Raw genomic sequence first — 21,504 nt, 5'->3', positions numbered from 1 at the left:
GAACCGTGAGCATCGCCGCCCTGCGCCTGGTCCTCGGCGACCAGCTGTCCTTCGACCTGGCTGCGCTGGACGGCCTCGATCCGGCGCGCGACCGCGTACTGCTCGCCGAGGTGGCCGAGGAAGCCGGCCACGTGCCGCACCATCCGCAGAAGATCGCCTTCCTGTTCAGCGCCATGCGCCACTTCGCGGAAGGCCTGCTCGAGCGCGGCGTGGCGGTGGACTACGTGACCCTCGACGACCCGGCCAACAGCGGCTCGCTGGTCGGCGAGCTGGCGCGCTTTGCGGCCCGGCACCGGCCCGAGAGCATCCACGTCACCGAGGCCGGCGACTGGCGGGTCGAGCAGGCGCTCAAGGCCAGCGGCCTGCCGATCGTCTGGCATGCCGACACCCGCTTTCTTTGCGCGCGCGCCGAGTTCGCCCGCTGGGCGCAGGGCAAGAAGCAGCTGCGCATGGAGTTCTTCTATCGCGAGATGCGCAAGCGGACCGGCCTGCTGCTGCACCCGGACGGCACGCCCGAGGGCGGCGCCTGGAACTTCGACGCCGACAACCGCAAGGCGCTGCCCCGCGGCCTGCGCGGCCCCCTGCCGCTGCGCTGCGCGCCGGACGCCATCAGCCGCGAGGTGCTGGCGCTGGTGGCCGAACGCTTCGCCCACCACTACGGACGCCTCGACGGCTTCGACTATCCGGTGACCCACGCCGAGGCCGAGCAGCTCTGGGCGCATTTCCTCGATTTCGGCCTGGCCGCCTTCGGCGACTACCAGGACGCCATGGCCGAGGGCGAGCCATTTCTGTTCCATGCCAGGATCGGCGCCGCGCTCAACGTCGGCCTGCTCGACGTGCGCCGGCTGTGCGCCGACGTGGAAACGGCCTACCGGCAGGGGCGGGTGGCGCTGAACGCCGCCGAGGGCTTCATCCGCCAGCTGATCGGCTGGCGCGAGTACGTGCGCGGCATCTACTGGCTGCAGATGCCGGACTACGCGCAGCGCAACGCCTTCGCCAGCACGCGGGCGCTGCCGGAGTTCTACTGGAGCGGGCAGACGCGGATGAACTGCCTGCGCCAGGTGATCGGCCAGACCCTCGAGCACGCCTACGCCCACCATATCCAGCGGCTGATGGTCACCGGCAACTTCGCCCTGCTCGCCGGCATCGCGCCGCCGGCGCTGTGCGGCTGGTACCTGGCGGTGTACATGGATGCCTTCGACTGGGTGGAGCTGCCCAACGTGCTGGGCATGGTGCTGCACGCCGACGGCGGCTACCTGGGTTCCAAGCCCTACTGCGCCAGCGGCCAGTACATCAGGCGCATGTCCGACTACTGCCAGGGCTGCGCCTACAAGGTGAGCGAAAGCACCACGGACGACGCCTGCCCGTTCAACGCGCTGTACTGGCACTTCCTGATCCGCCACCGCGACCGGCTGGAGGGCAATCCACGGATGGGCATGGTCTACCGGAACCTGGCGCGCATGGACGAAGCCAGGCGCCAGGCACTGTGGCAGCGCGGCGAGGCGCTGCTGGCGCGGCTGGATGGCGGGGAGGCGCTGTGAGGAAGAAGGCCGATCTGCCGGTGAAGGTCTGCGCGGTGTGCGGCCTGCCGTTCGCCTGGCGCAGGAAGTGGGCGCGCTACTGGGACGAGGTGCGCTACTGCTCGGAGCGCTGCCGGCGCGGGCGCGGCAGGACGGGGTAGCCGGCGCCAGCCTGCGCTGCCCGGGCGCCGGGCGTCTGTGCTAGTCTGCCCGGCCTTTTCACCCCTTGCGTGGAGTTCCCATGTCCCAACTCGACCTTTCCACCGACGAAGCCCGGGTCAGCTACGGCATCGGCCGTCAGCTCGGCGGCCAGCTGCGCGACAACCCGCCGCCCGGCGTCAGCCTGGACGCCATCCTCGCCGGCCTGGCCGACGCCTTCAGCGGCGCCGACAGCCGCGTGGCCAACGACGCGCTGACCGCCAGCTTCCAGGTGATCCGCGAGCGCATGCAGGCCGAGCAGGCGGCCAAGGCCGAGGCTGCCGCCGCCGCCGGTCGCGACTACCTGGCCGAGAACGCCAAGCGCGAGGGCGTCACCGTGCTGGCCTCCGGCCTGCAGTTCGAGGTGCTGGTGCAGGGCGAGGGCGCCAAGCCGAGCGCCGACGATCACGTGCGCACCCACTACCACGGCACCCTGATCGACGGCACCGTGTTCGACAGCTCCTACGAGCGCGGCCAGCCGGCGGAATTCCCGGTCGGCGGCGTGATCCCGGGCTGGGTTGAGGCCCTGCAGCTGATGAACGCCGGCAGCAAGTGGCGCCTGCACGTGCCGAGCGAACTGGCCTACGGCGCCCAGGCGGTCGGCAGCATCCCGCCGCACAGCGTGCTGGTGTTCGACGTCGAGCTGCTGGACATCCTGTAAGGTCGTTCACGATCTGCTGCGCGTCGGCCATGCTGCGTTGCGATCGGCTTCGGACTGCTCATTTACAACTCGTAAACTCCGCGTCCTCAGCCGCTCGCGCCTTGCCTGGCTCTAGCTCGCGAGATCGTGAGCTTCCCGCGCCTAGCTGGGAAAGCGAAAACGCCCGTCGCGGCCAGGCCGGACGGGCGTTCTGTCGTGTGCGGGAAGCTCAGTGGGTGCGCGCGACGGCGAATTCGGTCAGCTCCACCAGGGCGTCGCGGTACTCGCTGGCCGGCAGCACGTCGAGGCTGGCGATGGCCCGGGCTGCGTAGTCGCGGGCCTTCTGCGCGGTGTAGTCGAGGGCGCCGGCGGCTTCCACGGCGGCGCGGATGCTTTCCAGGTCTTCGATGCCGCCCTGCTGGATGGCCTTGCGCACCAGCGCGGCCTGCTCGGGACTGCCTGCGCGCATGGTGTGGATCAGCGGCAGGGTCGGCTTGCCCTCGGCCAGATCGTCGCCGACGTTCTTGCCCAGGGTGGCGGCGTCGCCGCGGTAGTCGAGCAGGTCGTCGACCAGTTGGAAGGCGACGCCGAGGGCGTCACCGAAGGTGCGCAGCGCATCGACCTGCGCGGCGCTGGCGCCGGCCAGCAGCGCGGCGCTGTGGGTGGAGGCCTCGAACAGCATCGCGGTCTTGCCGCGGATGACCTCCATGTAGATCTCCTCGGTGGTGCTGGCGTCGCGGATCTTCGACAGCTGCAGCACCTCGCCCTCGGCGATCACCCGGGTGGCGTTGGCCAGCACCTGCATCACCGGCAGCTCGCCGAGCTCGACCAGCATCTCGAAGGAGCGCGCGTAGAGGAAATCGCCGACCAGCACGCTGGGCGCGTTGCCCCACAGCGCGTTGGCGGTGGAGCGGCCGCGGCGCATGCCGGACTTGTCGACCACGTCGTCGTGCAGCAGGGTGGCGGTGTGCAGGAACTCGATGGTGGCGGCCAGCAGCTCGAGGCGCTCGCCGCGGGCGCCGAGGGCGTTGCCGGCCAGCAGCACCAGCAGCGGACGCAGGCGCTTGCCGCCGGCGGAGGTGATGTAGTCGCCGATCTTCTCCACCAGCGGCACGCGCGAGGCGAGCTGGCGACGGATGATGCCGTCGACGGCGGTGAAATCGTCCGCCACCACGCGGTAAAAGGCCTGGGGTTGCATCGGCTGACAGGGCTCCTCTTTAATTGCGCGGCATGCTAGGTGTCGGGTCCGGCACTGTCAAGGCGAGCCGGAGGCGCACTTGCCAGGCCGCGCGGCCTTGCGTACAATCGCCGGCCCGAACATCCCTGGCATTCCCTGCCTTACGCAATGCAGTGGCGACCCTTCCGGCGCCATGCAGCCATGCTGGCCAATAACTCCTCCACCAAAGCGCCAGGTGAGCAGGTCTAACGGAGACATCCCATGTACGCAGTAATTGTTACCGGCGGCAAGCAATACAAGGTCGCTGAAGGCGAATTCCTCAAGATCGAAAAGCTCGACGTGGCGACCGGCGAAAGCGTGGCTTTCGAACAGGTCCTGCTGGTCGGCAACGGTGACGACGTCAAGATCGGTGCTCCGGTCGTCGAAGGCGCCAAGGTGACCGCCGAAGTGATCGCCCAGGGCCGTCACGACAAGGTGCGCATCATCAAGTTCCGTCGCCGCAAGCACCACATGAAGCGTCAGGGCCACCGTCAGTGGTTCACCGAAATCAAGATCACCGGCATCCAGGCCTGATCCCCCTCTTTTTCCGGAGTATTGACTCATGGCACACAAAAAAGCTGGCGGTTCTACCCGTAACGGCCGCGATTCCGAAAGTAAACGCCTTGGCGTGAAGATGTACGGCAGCCAGGCCGTCGTTGCCGGCAACATCCTCGTGCGTCAGCGCGGCACCAAGTTCCACGCCGGCGTCGGCGTCGGCATGGGCAAGGACCACACCCTGTTCGCCAAGGTGAACGGCGTGGTGAAGTTCGAGACCAAGGGTGCCTTCGGTCGCAAATACGTGAGCATCGTGACCAACTGATCGCGCGCTTGCCGAAAAAGCCCTGTCTGCCGACAGGGCTTTTTTATTTGTACTTCCCTTGCTCTAATGACCCGCCGATGGTGGGAGGCGTTACCCATGAAATTCGTCGATGAAGTGTCCATCCATGTGCAGGCCGGTGACGGTGGCAACGGCTGCATGAGTTTTCGCCGCGAAAAATTCGTGCCATTTGGTGGTCCGGATGGCGGCGATGGCGGTGACGGCGGCTCGATCTTTCTCGAGGCCGACAGCAACCTCAATACCCTGGTCGATTACCGCTACACCCGCCGCTTCGATGCCCAGCGCGGCAAGAACGGCGGCAGCAAGGACTGCACCGGGCACAAGGGCGAGGACCTGGTCCTGCCGGTGCCGGTCGGCACCACGGTGATCGATGCCTCCACCCAGGAGATCATCGGCGACCTGACCCAGCCCGGCCAGCGTCTGCTGGTGGCCAAGGGTGGCTGGCATGGCCTGGGCAACACCCGCTTCAAGTCGAGCACCAACCGGGCGCCGCGGCAGACCAGCCATGGCAAGCCGGGCGAGGCGCGCGACCTCAAGCTGGAACTCAAGGTGCTGGCCGACGTCGGCCTGCTCGGCATGCCCAATGCCGGCAAGAGCACCCTGATCCGCGCGGTGTCCGCCGCCAAGCCCAAGGTCGCCGACTACCCGTTCACCACCCTGGTGCCCAACCTCGGCGTGGTCAGCGTGGGCCGCCTGAAGAGCTTCGTGATCGCCGACATTCCCGGCCTGATCGAGGGTGCTTCCGAAGGCGCCGGTCTCGGCATCCGCTTCCTCAAGCACCTGGCGCGCACCCGTCTGCTGCTGCATCTCGTCGACATGGCGCCGCTGGACAACTCCGATCCGGCCGAAGCCGCCGCGGCGATCATCAACGAGCTGGGCCGCTTCAGTCCGGCGCTGACCCAGCGCGACCGCTGGCTGGTGCTGAACAAGGCCGACCAGCTGCTCGACGAGGAGCGCGAGGAGCGCATGCGCGAGGTGATCGCGCGTCTCGACTGGCAGGGCCCGGTCTACGTGATCTCCGCGCTGGAGCGCGAGGGCACCGACAAGCTGTGCGGCGACATCATGAACTACATCGACGAGCGCACCCGGCGCATCGCCGAGGAGCCGGAGTTCGCCGAGGCGATCGCCGCACTGGACCAGCAGATCGAGGACGAGGCCCGCGCCCGCCTGCAGGCGCTCGACGATGCCCGCGCCCTGCGCCGCGCCGGCGTGCGCAGTGCCGACGAGGAGGTCGAGGAGGAAGACGACTTCGACGACGAGGACGACGAGGACGGTCCGGAGATCTTCTACGTCCGTTAAGAGCCTGTCGCGATCCCCGGCCCGGCGCAGCCGCCCGGGCGCCGGGATCGCATGACCGACGCGGGGCCGCCTGCGGCTCCGCTCAAGCTGAATTGCAAGGTTGCAGAACATGCGTGAGAAGGTGAGCAAGGCCCGCCGCTGGGTGGTGAAGATCGGCAGTGCGCTGCTGACCGCCGACGGCCGCGGCCTCGACCGCGGCGCCATGGCGGTGTGGGTCGAGCAGATGGTGGCGCTGCGCCGCGCCGGCGTGGAGCTGGTGCTGGTGTCCTCCGGCGCCGTGGCGGCGGGGATGAGCCGGCTGGGCTGGAATGCCCGACCGAGCACCATCCACGAGCTGCAGGCCGCCGCCGCGGTGGGCCAGATGGGCCTGGTGCAGGCCTGGGAATCCAGCTTCGCCGAGCACGGCCTGCAGACCGCCCAGGTGCTGCTGACCCACGACGACCTCTCCGACCGCAAGCGCTACCTCAACGCGCGCAGCACCCTGCGCACCCTGGTCGACCTCGGCGTGATCCCGGTGATCAACGAGAACGACACCGTGGTCACCGACGAGATCCGCTTCGGCGACAACGACACCCTGGCCGCGCTGGTCGCCAACCTGGTCGAGGCCGACCTGCTGGTGATCCTCACCGACCGCGACGGCATGTTCGACGCCGACCCGCGCCACAACCCCGACGCCCAGCTGATCTACGAGGCGCGCGCCGACGACCCCAGCCTCGACGCGGTGGCCGGTGGCACCGGCGGTGCCCTCGGCCGCGGCGGCATGCAGACCAAGCTGCGCGCCGCGCGCCTGGCGGCGCGTTCCGGGGCCAACAGCATCATCGTCGGCGGGCGCATCGAGCGCGTGCTCGACCGCCTCAAGGGCGGCGAGCGCCTCGGCACCCTGCTGACCCCCGAGCGCGGCCGCCATGCCGCGCGCAAGCAGTGGCTGGCCGGCCACCTGCAGATGCGCGGCGCCCTGACCCTCGACGCCGGCGCGGTGCGCGCGCTGGTCGAGCAGCGCAAGAGCCTGCTGCCGGTGGGCGTCACCGCGGTGGAGGGCAACTTCCGCCGCGGCGAGATGGTCGCCTGCCTCGGTCCGGACGGCCGCGAAGTGGCCCGCGGACTGGTCAACTACAGCGCCAGCGATGCCCAGCGCATCGCCGGCCTGGGCACCGAAGCCATCGAGCAGGTGCTCGGCTACATCGACGAGCCGGAGCTGGTGCACCGCGACAACCTGGTACTGGTGTGAGGACGATGATGACCGCTAGCAAGCTGCTCAGGCCGCTGGCCGCCGCCCTGGCGCTGCTCGCCGCTGGCGCGCAGGCCGAGACCATCGGCGAAGTGTCGACGGTGTTCAAGCTGCTCGGCCCCAACCACAAGATCGTGATCGAGGCGTTCGACGATCCCAAGGTGGAAGGGGTGACCTGCTACCTGTCGCGGGCCAAGACCGGCGGCATCAAGGGCGGCCTGGGCCTGGCCGAGGACCGCGCCGAGGCGTCGATCGCCTGCCGCCAGGTCGGGCCGATCCGCTTCCGGGAGAAGCTGGAGGAGGGCGAGGAGGTGTTCCAGGAACGCACCTCGCTGGTGTTCAAGACCATGCAGGTGGTGCGCTTCTTCGACGCGAAGCGCAACACGCTGGTGTACATGGTCTACAGCGACCGGGTCATCGAGGGCAGCCCGCAGAACTCGGTCACCGCCATCCCGATCCTGCCCTGGCCGAAGGCGGCCGACTGAGGCGGGCGCCCGGCCGCGCCGGGCCTGCCTTCAGACCACGAAGCGGTAGCCGACGCCGGTCTCGGTGAGCAGGTGGCGGGGTTGCGAGGGCACCGCTTCCAGCTTCTTGCGCAAATTGTTCATGTGCACCCGCACGTAGTGCTGGTCCTCGGCATGCCCCGGTCCCCACACCGCCTTGAGCAACGTCTGGTAGGTCATGACCCGGTCGGGCTGGCCGAGCAGCACGGTCAGCAGGCGGTACTCCAGCGGGGTCAGGTGGACCCGCTGGCCCTCGCGTTCGACGACCCGGCGCGCCAGATCCACGCAGACAGCGCCGAAGCGGATTTCCGCATCGTCGGCGGCGATCTGCCGGGTCTTGCGGCGCAGCTGGGCGCGCACGCGGGCCAGCAGCTCGCCGGCGCCGAACGGCTTGACCAGGAAGTCGTCCGCGCCGGCATCCAGCGCGGCGATCTTGTCGGCCTCGCTGCTGCGCGCCGACAGCACGATCACCGGCACCGCCGACCAGTTGCGTAGGTCGCGGATCAGCTCGACGCCGTCGCCGTCCGGCAGGCCGAGGTCGAGCACGACCAGTTCCGGCCGGCGCGTGCCGGCCTCGATCAGGCCGCGGCGGACGCCATCGGCCTCGTGGACTTCGTAGCCCTCGGCTTCGAGGGCCAGACGAACGAAGCGGCGGATCTCGGCCTCGTCCTCGATGAGCAGAATCGGGCTGGGCAGCTCGCTCATGGCGCAGCATCCTGGATGGGGAGTGTCAGCGCTTCGGTACCATCATCCTGCGGCGGGCGGCCCCGGGGCAGGGTGATGATGAAGCGGGCGCCGTCGATCTTGCCATGGCTTTCGCGGTTCTCGCCACGGATGGTGCCGCCATGCGCGCGGACGATGGCCCGGCAGATGGCCAGGCCGAGCCCCACCCCGAAGGTGGCGGTCTCCTTGCTGCCGCGCACGAACTTCTCGAACAGGGCTTCCTCGCGACCTTTCGGCAGGCCGGCGCCGTGGTCGTCGACATGGATCACCACCTGATCGCTTTCGGCACGGGCGCCGATGTCGATGCCGCTGCCGGCGGGGGTGTACTTGGCGGCGTTCTCCAGCAGGTTGACCAGCACCCGCTCGATGAGTACCGCATCCAGGCTGAGCAGCGGCAGGTCGTCGGCCAGGTTGATGGTGAACGGCCGGCCGGCGAGCGTCGGCGCGCAGCTGGCCAGGGCGCTGCCCACCACTTCCTCCAGCGGCAGCCAGGCGCGGTTCAGCTGCACGGCGCCGGCCTCCAGGCGGGCCATGTCCAGCAGGTTGTTGACCAGAGCATGCATGCGCTGCGCGGACTGTCTGATCGCGGCGGCGATCTCGCGCTGTTGGGCGCTCGGCGGCGGTTTGGTCAGCTCCAGGGTGTCGGCGAGCCCGACCAGTGCAGTCAGCGGCGTACGCAGGTCGTGGGAGATGGCAGCGAGCAGCGAGTTGCGCAGGCGCTCCGACTCGATCTGCACGATGCTCTTCTGCGCCACCTCGATGTAGTGGATGCGCTCCAGGGAGATCGCCAGCAGCGAGGCGCAGGTGTCCAGCAGCCGGCGCTGCTCGGGGCCCAGCATGCGGGTCTGGCCAGGCTCCACCGCCAGCACGCCGCGCAGGCGCATCGGCGCCTTCAGCGGCAGCACCAGGCACGGGCTGGCCGGCAGGGTGTCGGTGCCATGGCCGGCGGCTTCGCCATGATCGAACGCCCACCGCGCCACGCCCATGTCCACGCTGGCCGTGCCGCCGGGCAGGGCATGCAGCTGGTCGTCGGTGTCGGTCGCCAGCAGCGTCGACCGGGCGCCGAACTCCGTGGCGAGGAAGCGCGCGCCGATATCGGCCACCTGCTCGGCCAGCAGCGCCGCCGACAGGTCGCGCGACATCTCGTACAGGCCGCGCACTCGCCGCTCGCGCTCGCTGGAGGTTTCGGCCTGCACCTTGAGCCCGGCCATCAGCTGGCCGATCACCAGCGCCACCACCAGCATCACCACGAAGGTCACCAGATACTGCACGTCGCTGACGGCGAAGGTGAAGCGCGGGGGAACGAAGAAGAAGTCGAACAGGCCGACGGCGAGGAAGCTGGCCAGCACCGCCGGGCCGCGGCCGTGGCGCAGGGCCACGCCGACCACGGCGAGGAGGAACAGCATGAGGATGTTGGACAGTTCCAACACCGGCAGCAGCGGCGTGGCGAGCAGCGCGGTGAGGGCGCAGGTGACGACGGCGAACAGATAACCGGGCCAGGGCTGGTCCTGCAAGGTGGTTTCGCGGCGCGCCGTGCCGGCTGGCGCGCGTCCTGCCGGCGGCAGGGCGACCTGCAGCACGTCCAGTTCGTCGGCCAGGGCGACGATGCGGTCGGCCAGCGAGTGCTGCCACGGCCAGCGCCGCTCCTGGCGACCCACCACCAGGCGCACCAGGTTGTGCTCGCGGGCATAGCTCACCAGTGCCGTGGCGGCCTCGGCGGCGGCCAGGGTGGCGGTGCTCGCGCCCAGCTCCTCGGCGAGCCTGAGCACCTGCAGCGGATGCTGGCGGCGCGCCTCGGGCAGGCGCTGCAGCGCCGGCGTCTCCACGTGCACGGCGTGCCAGGCGATGCCCTGCTGGGCGGCCAGGCGGGCGCAGCTGCGCACCACCTTCTCACCCTGCTCGCCGGGGCCGACGCAGGCGAGCAGCGCCTCGCGGTTGGGCCACACCGCCTGCACGGCGCTGTTGCGGCGGTAGGCCTGCATCTCCTCGTCGATGCGGTCGGCAGTGCGGCGCAGGGTCAGTTCGCGCAGCGCTAGCAGGTTGCCCTTGCGGAAGAAGTTCGCCGCGGCGCGCTCGGCCTGGGGTGGCAGGTAGACCTTGCCGGCCTTCAGGCGCTCGAGCAGCTCGTCGGGCGGCAGGTCGACCACCACCACTTCGTCCGCCGCGTCGAACAGGCGGTCGGGCACCGTTTCCCAGACGCGGATGCCGGTGATGCCGCTGACGATGTCGTTGAGGCTTTCCAGATGCTGCACGTTCATCGTCGTCCACACGTCGACGCCGGCGGCGAGCAGCTCCTCGACGTCCTGCCAGCGCTTGGGATGGCGCGAGCCGGGCGCGTTGCTGTGGGCCAACTCGTCGACCAGCAGCAGGGCGCCGGGATGCGCGGAACCGAAGGCCAGCGCGGCGTCGAGGTCGAACTCCTGCAGGATACGCTCGCGGTAGTGCACCTTCTTCAGCGGCAGGCGCGGCAGGCCGTGCACCAGGGCCTCGGTCTCGGCGCGGCCGTGGGTCTCCACCAGGCCGACGACCAGCGGCGTGCCCTGGGCCAGGGCGGCCTGCGCGGCCGCCAGCATCGCGTAGGTCTTGCCTACCCCGGCCGAGGCGCCGAAGAAGATCTTCAGCCGCCCGCGGCGAGCCTCGGCCTCCTCCTCGCGCAGGCGTTGCAGCAGAGCGTCCGGGTCGGGGCGCTGGTCGTCGGGCATCGGCATGCGCTCAGTTCCCCGTCTGGGCATCGAGCGCCAGGTTCAGCAGCAGCACGTTGACCCGCGGCTCGCCGAGAAAGCCCAGCCAGCGGCCCTCGGTATGCTGCTCCAGCAGCGTGCGCACCAACTCCTCCGACAGGCCGCGCGCCCTGGCGACGCGGGCCAGTTGATAGTCGGCCGCGGCGCGGCTGATGTGTGGGTCGAGGCCGCTGGCCGAGGCGGTGACCAGGTCCACCGGCACCGGCGCGTTGTTGCCGGGGTCGGCGGCGCGCAGGGCGGAAACGCGCGCGGCGACGGCTTCGGCCAGCGCTGGATTGAGTGGGCCGAGGTTGGAGCCGCCGGAGGCGCTGGCGTTGTAGGCCGTCGGCGCGGTCGCCGAGGGGCGGCCCCAGAAGTAGCGGGGGGCGCTGAAGGCCTGGCCGATCAGCGGCGAGCCGAGCACCTTGCCGTCGCGCACGATCAGGCTGCCGTTGGCGGCCGCCGGGAACGCCTGCTGGGCGATGCCGGTGACGGCCAGCGGGTAGAGCAGCCCGGTCAGCAGCGTGAGCAGGATGAACAGGGTCAGCGCCGGGCGCAGCAGGCCCTCGCTCGCCGCGGCCTGGGTGCCGGTCGTGAGCTCGGGTTGGGAGGCGAGATGCGGATGGGACATGGTGGACTCCTTTGGTCAGGCCAGGCCGACGGCGGTCAGGGCCAGGTCGATGACCTTGATGCCGACGAAGGGCACGAGCACTCCGCCGAGGCCGTAGATCAGCAGGTTGCGGCGCAGCAGGGCGGCGGCGCCCACCGCGCGATAGGGCACGCCCTTGAGGGCCAGCGGGATCAGCGCGACTATGATCAGCGCGTTGAAGATCACCGCCGAGAGGATCGCCGAGGTCGGCGTGCTCAGGCCCATCACGTTGAGCGCCGCCAACTGCGGGTAGGTGCCGACGAAGGCGGCCGGGATGATGGCGAAGTACTTGGCCAGGTCGTTGGCGACGCTGAAGGTGGTCAGCGAGCCGCGGGTCATCAGCATCTGCTTGCCGGTTTCGACGATCTCGATCAGCTTGGTCGGGTTGCTGTCCAGGTCGACCATGTTGCCCGCCTCCTTGGCGGCCTGGGTGCCGGTGTTCATCGCCACCGCCACGTCGGCCTGAGCCAGCGCCGGCGCGTCGTTGGTGCCGTCGCCGGTCATCGCCACCAGCTTGCCCTGGCCCTGGTGGCTGCGGATCAGCTTGAGCTTGGCCTCCGGGGTGGCTTCGGCGAGGAAGTCGTCGACCCCTGCCTCGGCGGCGATGGCGGCGGCGGTCAGCGGATTGTCGCCGGTCACCATCACCGTCTTGATGCCCATGCGGCGCAGCTCGGCGAAGCGCTCCTTGATGCCGCCCTTGACGATGTCCTTGAGCTCGACGACGCCGAGCGGGCGGGTGCCGTCGGCGACCACCAGCGGCGTGCTGCCGCGCCGCGACACCTCGTCCACCGTGGCCTGCAGGGCCGCGGGAAAGCTGCCGCCCAGCGCCTCGACGTGGCGGCGGATGGCCTCGGCGGCGCCCTTGCGCAGCGTGCGCTGCTGCGGCAGGTCGACGCCGCTCATGCGGGTCTGCGCGGTGAAGTGCACGAACTGCGCGCCGAGCGCGGTGAGGTCGCGCTCGCGCAGGTTGAACTTGTGCTTGGCCAGCACGACTATGCTGCGCCCCTCGGGGGTCTCGTCGGCCAGCGAGGCCAGCTGCGCGGCGTCCGCCAGTTCGGCCTCCTTCACCCCTGGCGCGGGGAGGAAGGCGCTGGCCTGGCGGTTGCCGAGGGTGATGGTGCCGGTCTTGTCGAGCAGCAGGACGTCGACGTCGCCGGCCGCCTCGACCGCGCGTCCGGAGGTGGCGATCACGTTGGCCTGCATCATCCGGCTCATGCCGGCCACGCCGATGGCGCTGAGCAGGCCGGCGATTGTGGTCGGGATCAGGCACACCAGCAGGGCCACCAGCACCACCAGGCCGACCGGCTGGCCGGCGCCGGCGGTCTGCACGCCGAACATCGAGAACGGCAGCAGGGTCGCCACCACGCCGAGGAACACGATGGTCAGCGCCACCAGCAGGATGGTCAGGGCGATCTCGTTGGGGGTCTTCTGCCGCTTGGCGTTCTCCACCATGGCGATCATGCGGTCGACGAAGGTCTCGCCGGGGTTCACCGTCACGCGCACCACGATCCAGTCGGAGAGCACGCGGGTGCCGCCGGTCACCGCGGAGAAGTCGCCGCCGGACTCGCGGATCACCGGGGCGGATTCGCCGGTGATGGCGCTCTCGTCCACCGAGGCGACGCCGTCGATCACCTCGCCGTCGGCGGCGATGGTGTCGCCGGCCTCGATCAGGATCAGGTCGCCCTTGCGCAGGCTGTCCGCCTCCACCGACTGCCAGCGCAGCGGGCTGCGCTCATCGCCGGGGCGGTAGTCGCCAAACTTCTTGGCCAGGGTCTTCTTCTTCAGACCGCGCAGCGAGGCGGCTTGCGCCTTGCTGCGGCCTTCGGCCAGCGCCTCGGCGAAGTTGGCGAACAGCACGGTGAACCACAGCCACAGCGCCACGGCGATGCCGAACGGCTCGCGCTCGGTCAGCGCCAGGAGAGTGCAGAACAGGCTGCCGACGTAGACGACGAACATCACCGGGTTGCGCCACTGCACGCGCGGGTCCAGCTTGCCGAAGGCGTCGAGCAGGGCCGGCCGGATCAGCGCCGGATCGAACAGGGACAGGGATTGGCGACTCATTGCACGCTCCACAGCGTCAGGTGCTCGATCACCGGGCCAAGGGCCAGGGCGGGCACGTAGTTGAGCAGGCCGACCAGCAGCACGGTACCGATCAGCAGGGTCACGAACAGCGGGCCATGGGTGGGCAGGGTGCCGCCGGTGGCGGCGATGCGCTTCTTGGCCGCCAGCGAGCCGGCCATGGCCAGCACCGCGACGATCACGGCGAAGCGGCCGAACCACATGGCCAGGCCGAGGGCCACGTTGTAGAAGGGGCTGTTCGCCGACAGGCCGGCGAAGGCGCTGCCGTTGTTGTTGGCGGCCGAGGAGAAGGCGTAGAGGATTTCCGAGAAGCCGTGCGCCCCGGGGTTGAGGATGCCGGCGCGACCGGGTTCGGCGAGCACCGCCACGGCGGTGCCGGCCAGCACCAGCAGGGGTGTCGCCAGGATGGCGATGGACACCATCTTCATCTCGTGCGCCTCGATCTTCTTGCCGAGGTACTCGGGGGTGCGGCCGATCATCAGGCCGGCGATGAACACCGCCATGACGGCGAACACCAGCATGCCGTACAGGCCGGAGCCGACCCCGCCGAACACCACCTCGCCCAGTTGCATCAGCACCAGCGGCACCGCGCCGCCCAGCGGGGTGTAGCTGTCGTGCATCGAGTTCACCGCACCGCAGGAGGCGGCGGTGGTGACGGTGGCGAACAGCGTGGAGGCGTGGATGCCGAAACGGGTCTCCTTGCCCTCCATGTTGCCGCCGGACTGCGTGGCACTGGCGGCCTGGTCGACGCCGAAGGCGGCGAACGCCGGGTTGCCCTGCTGCTCGAAGACGGTGGCGGGGATGGCGAAGGCGACGAACAACGCGGTCATCGCCGCCAGCACCGCCCAGCCCTGGCGTGCGTCGCCGACCATGCGGCCGAACAGGAAGCACAGCGCCGTGGGAATCAGGAAGATCGCCAGCATCTGCAGGAAGTTGCTCAGCGGGGTGGGGTTCTCGTAGGGATGCGCCGAGTTGGCGTTGAAGAAGCCGCCGCCGTTGGTGCCGAGCATCTTGATCGCCAGTTGCGAGGCCACCGGGCCCATGGCCAGGGTCTGGGTCCGGCTGGTCTGCTCTTCCAGCAGCGGCTGGCCCTGGGCGTCCATGAGCGGCTGGCCGTCGGCGTCGAGTCTGGGGTGCTGCCAGTGCTGCGCCTCGACCGTTTGCGCCTCGACGTAGGGCGCGAAGTTCTGGATCACCCCCTGGCCGGCGAGGACCAGCGCCAGCAGGAAGGACAGCGGCAGCAGCACCCACAGGGTGATGCGGGTCAGGTCCACCCAGACGTTGCCGATGGCCTGCGCCGAGTGGCGCGCGAAGCCGCGCACCAGCGCCACCACCACGGCGATGCCGGTGGCGGCAGAGAGGAAGTTCTGCACCGCCAGCCCGAGCATCTGGGTCAGGTAGCTCATGGTGGTCTCGCCGCCGTAGCCCTGCCAGTTGGTGTTGGTGACGAAGCTGATCGCCGTGTTAAAGGCCGAGTCGGGTGTCACCGCGGCCATGTCCTGCGGGTTGAGCGGCAGCACGCCCTGCAGGCGCTGCAGGGCGTAGACGGCCAGCACGCCGAGGCCGTTGAAGATCAGCAGGCCGACGGTATAGCGCAGCCAGCCGGCCTCCTGTTCGGCGCGCACCCCGGCGAGGCGGAACAATGGCGCCTCCAGGCGGCGCAGTGGTGCGTAGCGGCCCTCCAGCACGCCATCGAGCAGACGCGCCAGCGGCCAGGCGAGGACCAGCAGCACGGCCAGGAAGGCCGCCAGTTGCAGCCAGGCGGAGGCAGTCATGAGAAATCCTCCGGGCGCAGCAGCGCGGCGACGAGATAGATCAGCAGCCCCGCGGCGAGCAGGGCGGCCAGCATTTCCCAGCCATTCATGGGCGGCCTCCCGGCTGCAGCCGTCGGCAGCCCCTGGCCAGGGCGTAGATCGCCAGCCAGCACAGCCCGGCGAGCGTCAGATACACAGCGTCCATCACCTTCTCCTTCGCGGATACGGAACCGATGGCGTAAGTGTCGGCAGATGCGCCTCAAGACGGTCTAAAGACTGCGGCGCGCCGTATCAAGAAAGCATCAAGATGGAGAAAAGAAGAGGATCGCGGATCGCGCAAGGCGGGGGCCGGAGGGGGCGGGTCCGGGGGAGGGAGGGGCGTGACGGGCGTATCTTTGCGTAAACAAAAAAGCCGGTCGGGTTGCCCCGACCGGCTTTTTCACGTCCGCAGTTCCCGTCAGAAGCCGACGTTCTGCACCAGCGCCAGCAGCGGCTGCGGGTAGACGCCGAGCAGCAGGGTCAGGCCGGCCACCGCCAGCAGCATGACGCCGCCGGTCTGCTGGGCCCAGTGCTGCGGCGCATCGCGGCGCTGCAGGCTGGGCTCGACCAGGAACAGGCTGACCATCACCCGCAGGTAGTAGTACACGGCGATGGCGCTGCCGAGGATCAGCGCGCCGAGCAGCCACCACTGCTGGTTCTCGACGCCGGCGGCGACCACGTAGAACTTGCCGATGAAGCCGGCGGTCAGCGGGATGCCGGCCAGCGACAGCATCATCACCGCCAGCACCGCGGTCAGGTACGGGCGGCGCCAGAACAGGCCGCGGTACTCGAACAGCGCGTCGGTGTCGCGGCCCTGGTAGGGGGTGGACATCAGGGTGATCACCCCGAAGGCGCCCAGGCTGGTCAGCACGTAGGTGAACAGGTAGACGCCGATGGCCTCGCTGGCGATGCCCTTGCTGGCGATCAGGGCGATCAGCAGGTAGCCGAAGTGGGCGATCGACGAGTAGCCGAGCAGGCGCTTGAGGTTGCTCTGCAGCAGCGCCAGCAGGTTGCCGACCAGGATCGAGGCGATCGCCAGCAGGCTGAGCAGCTGGCCCAGCCAGCCGTCGGCGAAGGCCGGCGACACCTGGTACAGACGCAGCAGCACGGCGAACACGGCGACCTTGCTGGCGGTGGCGAGGAACGCCGACACCGGCGCCGGGGCGCCCTCGTAGACGTCCGGAGTCCACAGGTGGAAGGGCGCCAGCGACAGCTTGAACGCCAGGCCGATCAGCATCATGCCGACGCCGATCTGCACCAGCTGGCCGAGGCCATCGGCGGCCAGCGAGGCGCCGATGCCGGCGAAGCTCAGGCTGCCGGACTCGGCGTACAGCAGGGCCATGCCGAACAGCAGGAAGGCCGAGCCCGCGGCCGACAGCACCATGTACTTGATGCCGGCTTCCAGCGAGCGGCGGTTGAAGAAGGCGTAGGCGATCAGGCCGTAGGTCGGCACCGACAGCAGCTCCAGGCCGATGAACAGGCCGGCCAGGTGCTGAGCGCTGACCAGCACGATGCCGCCGGCGCAGGCCAGCAGCATCAGCAGGTACAGCTCCTCGCGGTTGCCCGGGTAGCCCTTGCCCGACGCGCCGCCGAGGTAGGCGTGGGTCAGGGTCAGGCAGGCCAGGGTGGCGGCGATGATCAGTGCGCTGTAGTAGAGGGCGAAGCTGTCGACGCGCAGCAGCGGAGTGACTTCCAGCGGCGTCACGCCGAGGGCGGGGAGGATCGCCAGCAGGGCCAGGTTGAGGCCGGCCACCGAGAGCAGGAAGGTCTGCCCGTGGTGGCGCTTCCAGGCGATCGCCAGCATGACGATGACGGCGGTGGCGCCGGTGACCAGCAGCGGCAGCAGGGCGGTCAGGTGTTGAGTGGTGAATTCCATGACGTGACTTACCGGGCCGATTCGAGTTGGGAAGAGGCGGCGCCCAGCCAGTGCTGCACGCCCTGCATGCTGGCGGCCGAGGTATCGAGCACCGGCTGCGGGTAGACGCCGAGCAGGATCAGCAGCACCGCCAGGCCCAGCACCATGACCAGTTCGCGCAGGTTCAGGCCGGGCAGGGCGCTCTCGGCCTTGGCCGGGCCGAAGTAGGCGCGGTGGATCATGCACAGCGAGTAGACCGAGCCCAGCACCAGGCCGGTGGTGGCCAGCACGGCGATCCACGGCTGTACCTGGAAGGTGCCGAGCAGGATCAGGATCTCGCCGACGAAGTTGCCGGTGCCGGGCAGGCCCAGCGCCGCGGCGGCGAAGAACAGGCTGATCGCCGGCAGCCAGGGCATGCGCCCCCACAGGCCGCCCATGGCGCGGAAGTCGCGGGTGTGCAGGCGCTCGTAGAGCTGGCCGCAGAGGATGAACAGCGCCGCGGCGGACAGGCCGTGGGCGATCATCTGCACCACCGCGCCCTGCAGCGCCAGCTGGCTGCCGGAGTAGATGGCGATCAGCACGAAGCCCATGTGCGACACGCTGGAGTAGGCCACCAGGCGCTTGATGTCGCTCTGGCCGAAGGCCAGCAGCGCACCGTAGCCGATGGCGAACACGCCGAGGCCCATGGCGATCGGCGCGAACTCCGCCGAGGCGTTGGGGAACAGCGGCAGGCAGAAGCGGATCAGGCCGTAGGCGGCGGTCTTCAGCAGGATGCCGGCCAGATCCACGGAGCCTGCGGTCGGCGCCTGGGCGTGGGCGTCCGGCAGCCAGGAGTGCACCGGCACCACCGGGAACTTCACCGCGAAGGCGGCGAAGAAGCCGAGCATCAGCAGGTACTCGGTGCCCGGGGCCAGCTCGGTCTGCAGCAGTTCGCCGTAGCTGAAGGTCAGCACGCCGCTCTGGCTGTAGTGGACGAAGGCCAGGGCGAGGATCGCCACCAGCATGATCAGGCCGCTGGCCTGGGTGTAGATGAAGAACTTGGTGGCGGCGGTGATGCGGCTCTTGCCGCTGCTGCCGCTATGACCCCAGAGCGCGATGAGGAAGTACATCGGCACCAGCATCATTTCCCAGAAGAAGAAGAACAGGAACAGGTCGATGGCGAGGAACACGCCGACCACCGCGCCGAGGATCCACAGCAGGTTGAGGTGGAAGAAGCCGACGCGCTTGGTGATCTCCTTCCACGAGCAGAGTACCGAGAGCACGCCGAGCAGGCCGGTGAGCACGATCATCAGCACCGACAGGCCGTCCAGCGCCAGGTGGATGGAGATGCCGAAGCGCTCGATCCACGGGATCTGGAACTCGCTGGCCCAGGCCAGTTCGCCGCCGGGCGCCGGGGCCAGGCTGAAGTCGGCGCTGCCCCACAGCCACAGGCCGAGGACCAGCAGCAGGGTCATGCTCAGCAGCGCGATCCAGCGCGGCAGGACGGCGCCGAAGCGCTCGGCCTGCCAGCACAGCAGGCCGCCGATGAAGGGAATCAGGATTAGCCAGGGCAGAATCATGACGGGCCGTTTTCCTTAATTCAGAAGCAGAAGGGCAGCGAGCACGAACACGGCCCCGCCGACGATGGAGGTGGCGTACCAGCGCAGGTTGCCGGTCTGGCTCTGGCGCAGGGCGAAGTGGCCGCCGCGGGCGAGCAGCGGCAGCAGGCCGATGCTGAGGTCGACCGGGTCGCGGTTGAGCAGGCGGCAGAGCAGCAGGTAGGGCTGCACGAACAGCTTGTCGTACAGCCAGTCGAAGCCCCAGGCCGCATACCACCAGGCGCCGAGCAGGCGGCCCGGCGCGCTCTGCGCCACGCTGGTCACCAGGCGGCGCTGGCCGAGGAACAGCAGCGCGGCGATGCCGATGCCGAGCACCGCGATGGCGCCGGACAGCAGCTCCAGACCGTGCTTGGCCTCGCCGCCGGCATGGCCGACGCTCTGCGGCAGCACGCCGGCCAGCGGCGGGGTGATCAGCGCGCCGACGAAGGTCGACAGCACGATCAGCGCCGCCAGCGGCAGGTTGTGGGCGATGCCATGGCCGGCGTGCGCCTCGGTCTTCGCCTCGCCGTGGAAGGCGATGAAGATCAGCCGGAAGGTGTAGATCGAGGTCAGGAAGGCACCGGCGAGACCCGCGTAGAGCAGGCCGCTGTGGCCGCTGGCGAAGGCTTCCCAGAGGATCTCGTCCTTGGAGTAGAAGCCGGCGGTCAAGAGCGGCAGGGCGGCCAGCGCCGCGCCGCCGACGATGAAGCTGGCATAGGCCAGCGGCAGCTTCTTCCACAGGCCGCCCATCCGGAAGATGTTCTGCTCGTGGTGGCAGGCGTGGATCACCGCGCCGGAGGCGAGGAACAGCAGGGCCTTGAAGAACGCGTGGGTCATCAGGTGGAAGATCGCCGCGTCCCAGGCGCCGACGCCGAGGGCGAGGAACATGTAGCCGATCTGGCTCATGGTCGAGTAGGCGAGGATGCGCTTGATGTCGGTCTGCACCAGGGCGGCGAAGCCGGCCAGCACCAGGGTCACGCCGCCGACGATGCCGACCAGCTCGAGGATCTCCGGGGTGAGCAGGAACAGGCCGTGGGTGCGGGCGATCAGGTAGACGCCGGCGGTGACCATGGTCGCCGCGTGGATCAGCGCCGAGACCGGGGTCGGGCCGGCCATGGCGTCGGCCAGCCAGGTCTGCAGCGGCAGCTGGGCGGACTTGCCGACCGCGCCGCCGAGCAGCATCAGGGTGGCCAGCCACAGCCAGGTGTCACCGGCCGCGTACTTCTGCGGCGCCAGCACCAGCAGCTCCTGGATGTTCAGGGTGCCGAGGTTGAGCAGCAGGATGAACAGGCCGATGGCCATGAACACGTCGCCGATGCGGGTGACGATGAACGCCTTGAGCGCCGCGTTGCCGTTCTTCACTTCCTTGAAGTAGAAGCCGATCAGCAGGTACGAGCACAGGCCCACGCCTTCCCAGCCGAAGTAGAGGAACAGTAGGTTGTCGCCGAGCACCAGGAACAGCATGCTGGCGATGAACAGGTTGGTGTAGGCGAAGAAGCGCGAGTAGCCCTCCTCGCCGCGCATGTACCAGCTGGCGAACAGGTGGATCAGGAAGCCGACGCCGGTGACCACGCCGAGCATGGTGACCGACAGACCGTCCAGGTACAGGGTGAAGTTCGGCGCGAAGCCGGCGACGTTCATCCACTGCCACAGCAGCTGGGTGTAGACGCCGCCTTCCGGCGGCGCGACGTTGAACTGCCAGATGACCCAGGCGGCGGTCAGCGCCGACAGGCCCACCGAGCCGACGCCGATCAGCGCGGCGAGGTTCTCGGACAGACGGCCGCGGGAGAAGGCCAGCAGCAGCCAGCCGAGCAGCGGGAACAGACAGGTGAGGAATAGTAGGTTCATCCGCGCATCTCGCTGGCAGCGTCGATATCGAGGGTATGGAAGCGGCGATGCAGCTGCAGCAGGATCGCCAGGCCGATGCTGGCCTCGGCGGCGGCCAGGGTGATCACCAGAATGAACAGGATCTGCCCGTCGGGCTGGATCCAGCGGCTGCCGGCGACCACGAAGGCCAGCGCGCAGGCGTTCATCATCACTTCCAGGCTCATCAGCACGAACAGGATGTTGCGCCGCACCATCAGGCCGACCAGGCCCAGGCTGAACAGCACGGCGGCCAGGGCCAGGCCGTGCTCCATGGGAATCGCATTCATGCGGTGGGCTCCTTGGCTTCGGGGCGGCCGAGGTGGTAGGCGGCGACCAGCGCTGCCAGCAGCAGCATGGAGGCCAGCTCTACCGCCAGCAGGTAGGGGCCGTACAGGTGGACGCCGACCGCCTTGGCGTCGACGGTCGCGGTGCCGATGGCGGCGCCGCCGGCATCGCCCAGCAGCACGTACAGCAGCAGGGCGAGCAGGGCGCCGGAGAGCAGGCCGGGGCCGACCCAGGCGCCGGGCGTCAGCCACGCGCGCTCCTGCTCGGCGGTGGCCGGGCCGAGGTTGAGCATCATCACCACGAAGACGAACAGCACCATGATGGCGCCGGCGTAGACGATGATCTCCAGCACGCCGGCGAAGGGCGCGCCGAGGGCGAAGAAGGTCATCGACACGGCGAGCAGCGAGACCACCAGGTAGAGCAGCGCGTGCACCGGGTTGGTGTGGGTGATCACCCGCAGGGTGGCCGCCACGGCCACCCCGGCGGCGAAGTAGAAGGCGAATTCCATCTTTCTT

Annotated in this window: 20 protein-coding genes; 8 read left to right on the top strand and 12 right to left on the bottom strand. The window is 69.4% G+C overall.

Translation table 11 applies throughout. The annotated features are described in order from the left end of the window. Positions 1 to 5: 5 nt before the first annotated feature. The 3 genes from SK095_RS12805 (at position 6) to SK095_RS12795 (ending at position 2,379) form a co-directional block, all read left to right on the top strand. Entirely contained in the window at positions 6 to 1,541 is a 1,536-nt protein-coding gene (locus tag SK095_RS12805) for a cryptochrome/photolyase family protein (RefSeq protein ID WP_320546506.1), read from the top strand. Next, positions 1,538 to 1,681 carry a DUF2256 domain-containing protein gene (locus SK095_RS12800; RefSeq protein ID WP_320546505.1) on the top strand — a complete coding sequence of 48 codons (144 nt, stop codon included), beginning with the start codon at positions 1,538 to 1,540 and terminating at the stop codon, positions 1,679 to 1,681. Before SK095_RS12805 ends, SK095_RS12800 begins: the two co-directional genes overlap by 4 nt. Before the next feature lie 80 nt (positions 1,682 to 1,761). Continuing rightward, on the top strand, positions 1,762 to 2,379 hold the full coding sequence (locus SK095_RS12795; protein WP_201487310.1) for an FKBP-type peptidyl-prolyl cis-trans isomerase: 618 nt from the start codon (positions 1,762 to 1,764) through the stop codon (positions 2,377 to 2,379). A gap of 208 nt (positions 2,380 to 2,587) precedes the next feature. Here the strand turns inward: SK095_RS12795 and SK095_RS12790 are convergent, their stop codons facing one another. After that, positions 2,588 to 3,556 carry a polyprenyl synthetase family protein gene (locus SK095_RS12790; protein ID WP_136489948.1) on the bottom strand — a complete coding sequence of 323 codons (969 nt, stop codon included), beginning with the start codon at positions 3,554 to 3,556 and terminating at the stop codon, positions 2,588 to 2,590. 240 nt (positions 3,557 to 3,796) lie between these two features. Between SK095_RS12790 and rplU the strand changes: the two genes are divergently transcribed. From rplU to SK095_RS12765, 5 genes are all read left to right on the top strand, one after another. Next, positions 3,797 to 4,108, top strand: coding sequence for a 50S ribosomal protein L21 (gene rplU, locus SK095_RS12785; protein WP_136489950.1), 312 nt, complete (start codon positions 3,797 to 3,799; stop codon positions 4,106 to 4,108). Between the two features lie 28 nt (positions 4,109 to 4,136). After that, entirely contained in the window at positions 4,137 to 4,394 is a 258-nt protein-coding gene (gene rpmA, locus SK095_RS12780; RefSeq protein ID WP_136489951.1) for a 50S ribosomal protein L27, read from the top strand. A gap of 96 nt (positions 4,395 to 4,490) precedes the next feature. Further along, entirely contained in the window at positions 4,491 to 5,711 is a 1,221-nt protein-coding gene (gene cgtA / locus SK095_RS12775) for an Obg family GTPase CgtA (RefSeq protein ID WP_320546504.1), read from the top strand. A gap of 109 nt (positions 5,712 to 5,820) precedes the next feature. Next, positions 5,821 to 6,939 carry a glutamate 5-kinase gene (gene proB, locus SK095_RS12770; RefSeq protein ID WP_201487309.1) on the top strand — a complete coding sequence of 373 codons (1,119 nt, stop codon included), beginning with the start codon at positions 5,821 to 5,823 and terminating at the stop codon, positions 6,937 to 6,939. 8 nt (positions 6,940 to 6,947) lie between these two features. Beyond that, positions 6,948 to 7,424 carry a CreA family protein gene (locus SK095_RS12765; RefSeq protein WP_320548896.1) on the top strand — a complete coding sequence of 159 codons (477 nt, stop codon included), beginning with the start codon at positions 6,948 to 6,950 and terminating at the stop codon, positions 7,422 to 7,424. Between the two features lie 30 nt (positions 7,425 to 7,454). On the opposite strand, the gene kdpE is transcribed toward SK095_RS12765, so the two are convergent. From kdpE to nuoJ, 11 genes are all read right to left on the bottom strand, one after another. After that, positions 7,455 to 8,147 (bottom strand): two-component system response regulator KdpE, encoded by a 693-nt coding sequence (kdpE, locus tag SK095_RS12760; protein WP_320546503.1) that lies wholly within the window; start codon positions 8,145 to 8,147, stop codon positions 7,455 to 7,457. Next, positions 8,144 to 10,873, bottom strand: a complete 2,730-nt coding sequence (locus SK095_RS12755; protein ID WP_320546502.1) for a DUF4118 domain-containing protein — start codon at positions 10,871 to 10,873, stop codon at positions 8,144 to 8,146. Before SK095_RS12755 ends, kdpE begins: the two co-directional genes overlap by 4 nt. Before the next feature lie 4 nt (positions 10,874 to 10,877). Next, on the bottom strand, positions 10,878 to 11,516 hold the full coding sequence (gene kdpC / locus SK095_RS12750; protein WP_320546501.1) for a potassium-transporting ATPase subunit KdpC: 639 nt from the start codon (positions 11,514 to 11,516) through the stop codon (positions 10,878 to 10,880). Between the two features lie 15 nt (positions 11,517 to 11,531). Next, positions 11,532 to 13,595 carry a potassium-transporting ATPase subunit KdpB gene (gene kdpB / locus SK095_RS12745; RefSeq protein ID WP_320546500.1) on the bottom strand — a complete coding sequence of 688 codons (2,064 nt, stop codon included), beginning with the start codon at positions 13,593 to 13,595 and terminating at the stop codon, positions 11,532 to 11,534. Next, the gene (kdpA, locus tag SK095_RS12740) at positions 13,592 to 15,388 is read right to left on the bottom strand and encodes a potassium-transporting ATPase subunit KdpA (protein WP_320546499.1); all 1,797 of its coding nucleotides are present in this window, start codon (positions 15,386 to 15,388) and stop codon (positions 13,592 to 13,594) included. Before kdpA ends, kdpB begins: the two co-directional genes overlap by 4 nt. After that, complete coding sequence (kdpF, locus tag SK095_RS12735) at positions 15,385 to 15,477, bottom strand: K(+)-transporting ATPase subunit F (protein ID WP_320546498.1); 93 nt, start codon at positions 15,475 to 15,477, stop codon at positions 15,385 to 15,387. Before kdpF ends, kdpA begins: the two co-directional genes overlap by 4 nt. Positions 15,478 to 15,824: 347 nt before the next feature. After that, positions 15,825 to 17,282, bottom strand: coding sequence for an NADH-quinone oxidoreductase subunit NuoN (nuoN, locus tag SK095_RS12730; protein WP_320546497.1), 1,458 nt, complete (start codon positions 17,280 to 17,282; stop codon positions 15,825 to 15,827). An 8-nt stretch (positions 17,283 to 17,290) separates the two neighbouring features. Then, a complete protein-coding gene (gene nuoM / locus SK095_RS12725) occupies positions 17,291 to 18,820 on the bottom strand; it encodes an NADH-quinone oxidoreductase subunit M (protein WP_320546496.1) in 1,530 nt (509 codons plus the stop codon). Positions 18,821 to 18,835: 15 nt separating this feature from the next. Beyond that, positions 18,836 to 20,686 (bottom strand): NADH-quinone oxidoreductase subunit L, encoded by a 1,851-nt coding sequence (gene nuoL, locus SK095_RS12720; RefSeq protein ID WP_136489957.1) that lies wholly within the window; start codon positions 20,684 to 20,686, stop codon positions 18,836 to 18,838. Then, positions 20,683 to 20,991: an NADH-quinone oxidoreductase subunit NuoK gene (nuoK, locus tag SK095_RS12715; RefSeq protein ID WP_136489958.1), complete on the bottom strand. Its 309-nt coding sequence runs from the start codon at positions 20,989 to 20,991 to the stop codon at positions 20,683 to 20,685. Before nuoK ends, nuoL begins: the two co-directional genes overlap by 4 nt. After that, a complete protein-coding gene (gene nuoJ, locus SK095_RS12710) occupies positions 20,988 to 21,497 on the bottom strand; it encodes an NADH-quinone oxidoreductase subunit J (protein WP_136489959.1) in 510 nt (169 codons plus the stop codon). Before nuoJ ends, nuoK begins: the two co-directional genes overlap by 4 nt. Positions 21,498 to 21,504: the final 7 nt, after the last annotated feature.

Origin of the sequence: Pseudomonas sp. AN-1 (assembly GCF_034057115.1) — a bacterium.
Taxonomy (GTDB): Bacteria; Pseudomonadota; Gammaproteobacteria; order Pseudomonadales; family Pseudomonadaceae; genus Geopseudomonas.
This window is presented reverse-complemented; position numbering and strand designations above follow the sequence as displayed.

Excerpts from the sequence above, each read along its gene's own strand:
- SK095_RS12795 (WP_201487310.1), top strand. The coding sequence starts at position 1,762 with ATGTCCCAACTCGACCTTTCCACCGACGAAGCCCGGGTCAGCTACGGC.
- SK095_RS12790 (WP_136489948.1), bottom strand. The coding sequence starts at position 3,556 with ATGCAACCCCAGGCCTTTTACCGCGTGGTGGCGGACGATTTCACCGCC.
- rplU (WP_136489950.1), top strand. The coding sequence starts at position 3,797 with ATGTACGCAGTAATTGTTACCGGCGGCAAGCAATACAAGGTCGCTGAA.
- rpmA (WP_136489951.1), top strand. The coding sequence starts at position 4,137 with ATGGCACACAAAAAAGCTGGCGGTTCTACCCGTAACGGCCGCGATTCC.
- cgtA (WP_320546504.1), top strand. The coding sequence starts at position 4,491 with ATGAAATTCGTCGATGAAGTGTCCATCCATGTGCAGGCCGGTGACGGT.
- proB (WP_201487309.1), top strand. The coding sequence starts at position 5,821 with ATGCGTGAGAAGGTGAGCAAGGCCCGCCGCTGGGTGGTGAAGATCGGC.
- SK095_RS12765 (WP_320548896.1), top strand. The coding sequence starts at position 6,948 with ATGACCGCTAGCAAGCTGCTCAGGCCGCTGGCCGCCGCCCTGGCGCTG.
- kdpE (WP_320546503.1), bottom strand. The coding sequence starts at position 8,147 with ATGAGCGAGCTGCCCAGCCCGATTCTGCTCATCGAGGACGAGGCCGAG.
- SK095_RS12755 (WP_320546502.1), bottom strand. The coding sequence starts at position 10,873 with ATGCCGATGCCCGACGACCAGCGCCCCGACCCGGACGCTCTGCTGCAA.
- kdpC (WP_320546501.1), bottom strand. The coding sequence starts at position 11,516 with ATGTCCCATCCGCATCTCGCCTCCCAACCCGAGCTCACGACCGGCACC.
- kdpB (WP_320546500.1), bottom strand. The coding sequence starts at position 13,595 with ATGAGTCGCCAATCCCTGTCCCTGTTCGATCCGGCGCTGATCCGGCCG.
- kdpA (WP_320546499.1), bottom strand. The coding sequence starts at position 15,388 with ATGACTGCCTCCGCCTGGCTGCAACTGGCGGCCTTCCTGGCCGTGCTG.
- kdpF (WP_320546498.1), bottom strand. The coding sequence starts at position 15,477 with ATGAATGGCTGGGAAATGCTGGCCGCCCTGCTCGCCGCGGGGCTGCTG.
- nuoN (WP_320546497.1), bottom strand. The coding sequence starts at position 17,282 with ATGGAATTCACCACTCAACACCTGACCGCCCTGCTGCCGCTGCTGGTC.
- nuoM (WP_320546496.1), bottom strand. The coding sequence starts at position 18,820 with ATGATTCTGCCCTGGCTAATCCTGATTCCCTTCATCGGCGGCCTGCTG.
- nuoL (WP_136489957.1), bottom strand. The coding sequence starts at position 20,686 with ATGAACCTACTATTCCTCACCTGTCTGTTCCCGCTGCTCGGCTGGCTG.
- nuoK (WP_136489958.1), bottom strand. The coding sequence starts at position 20,991 with ATGAATGCGATTCCCATGGAGCACGGCCTGGCCCTGGCCGCCGTGCTG.
- nuoJ (WP_136489959.1), bottom strand. The coding sequence starts at position 21,497 with ATGGAATTCGCCTTCTACTTCGCCGCCGGGGTGGCCGTGGCGGCCACC.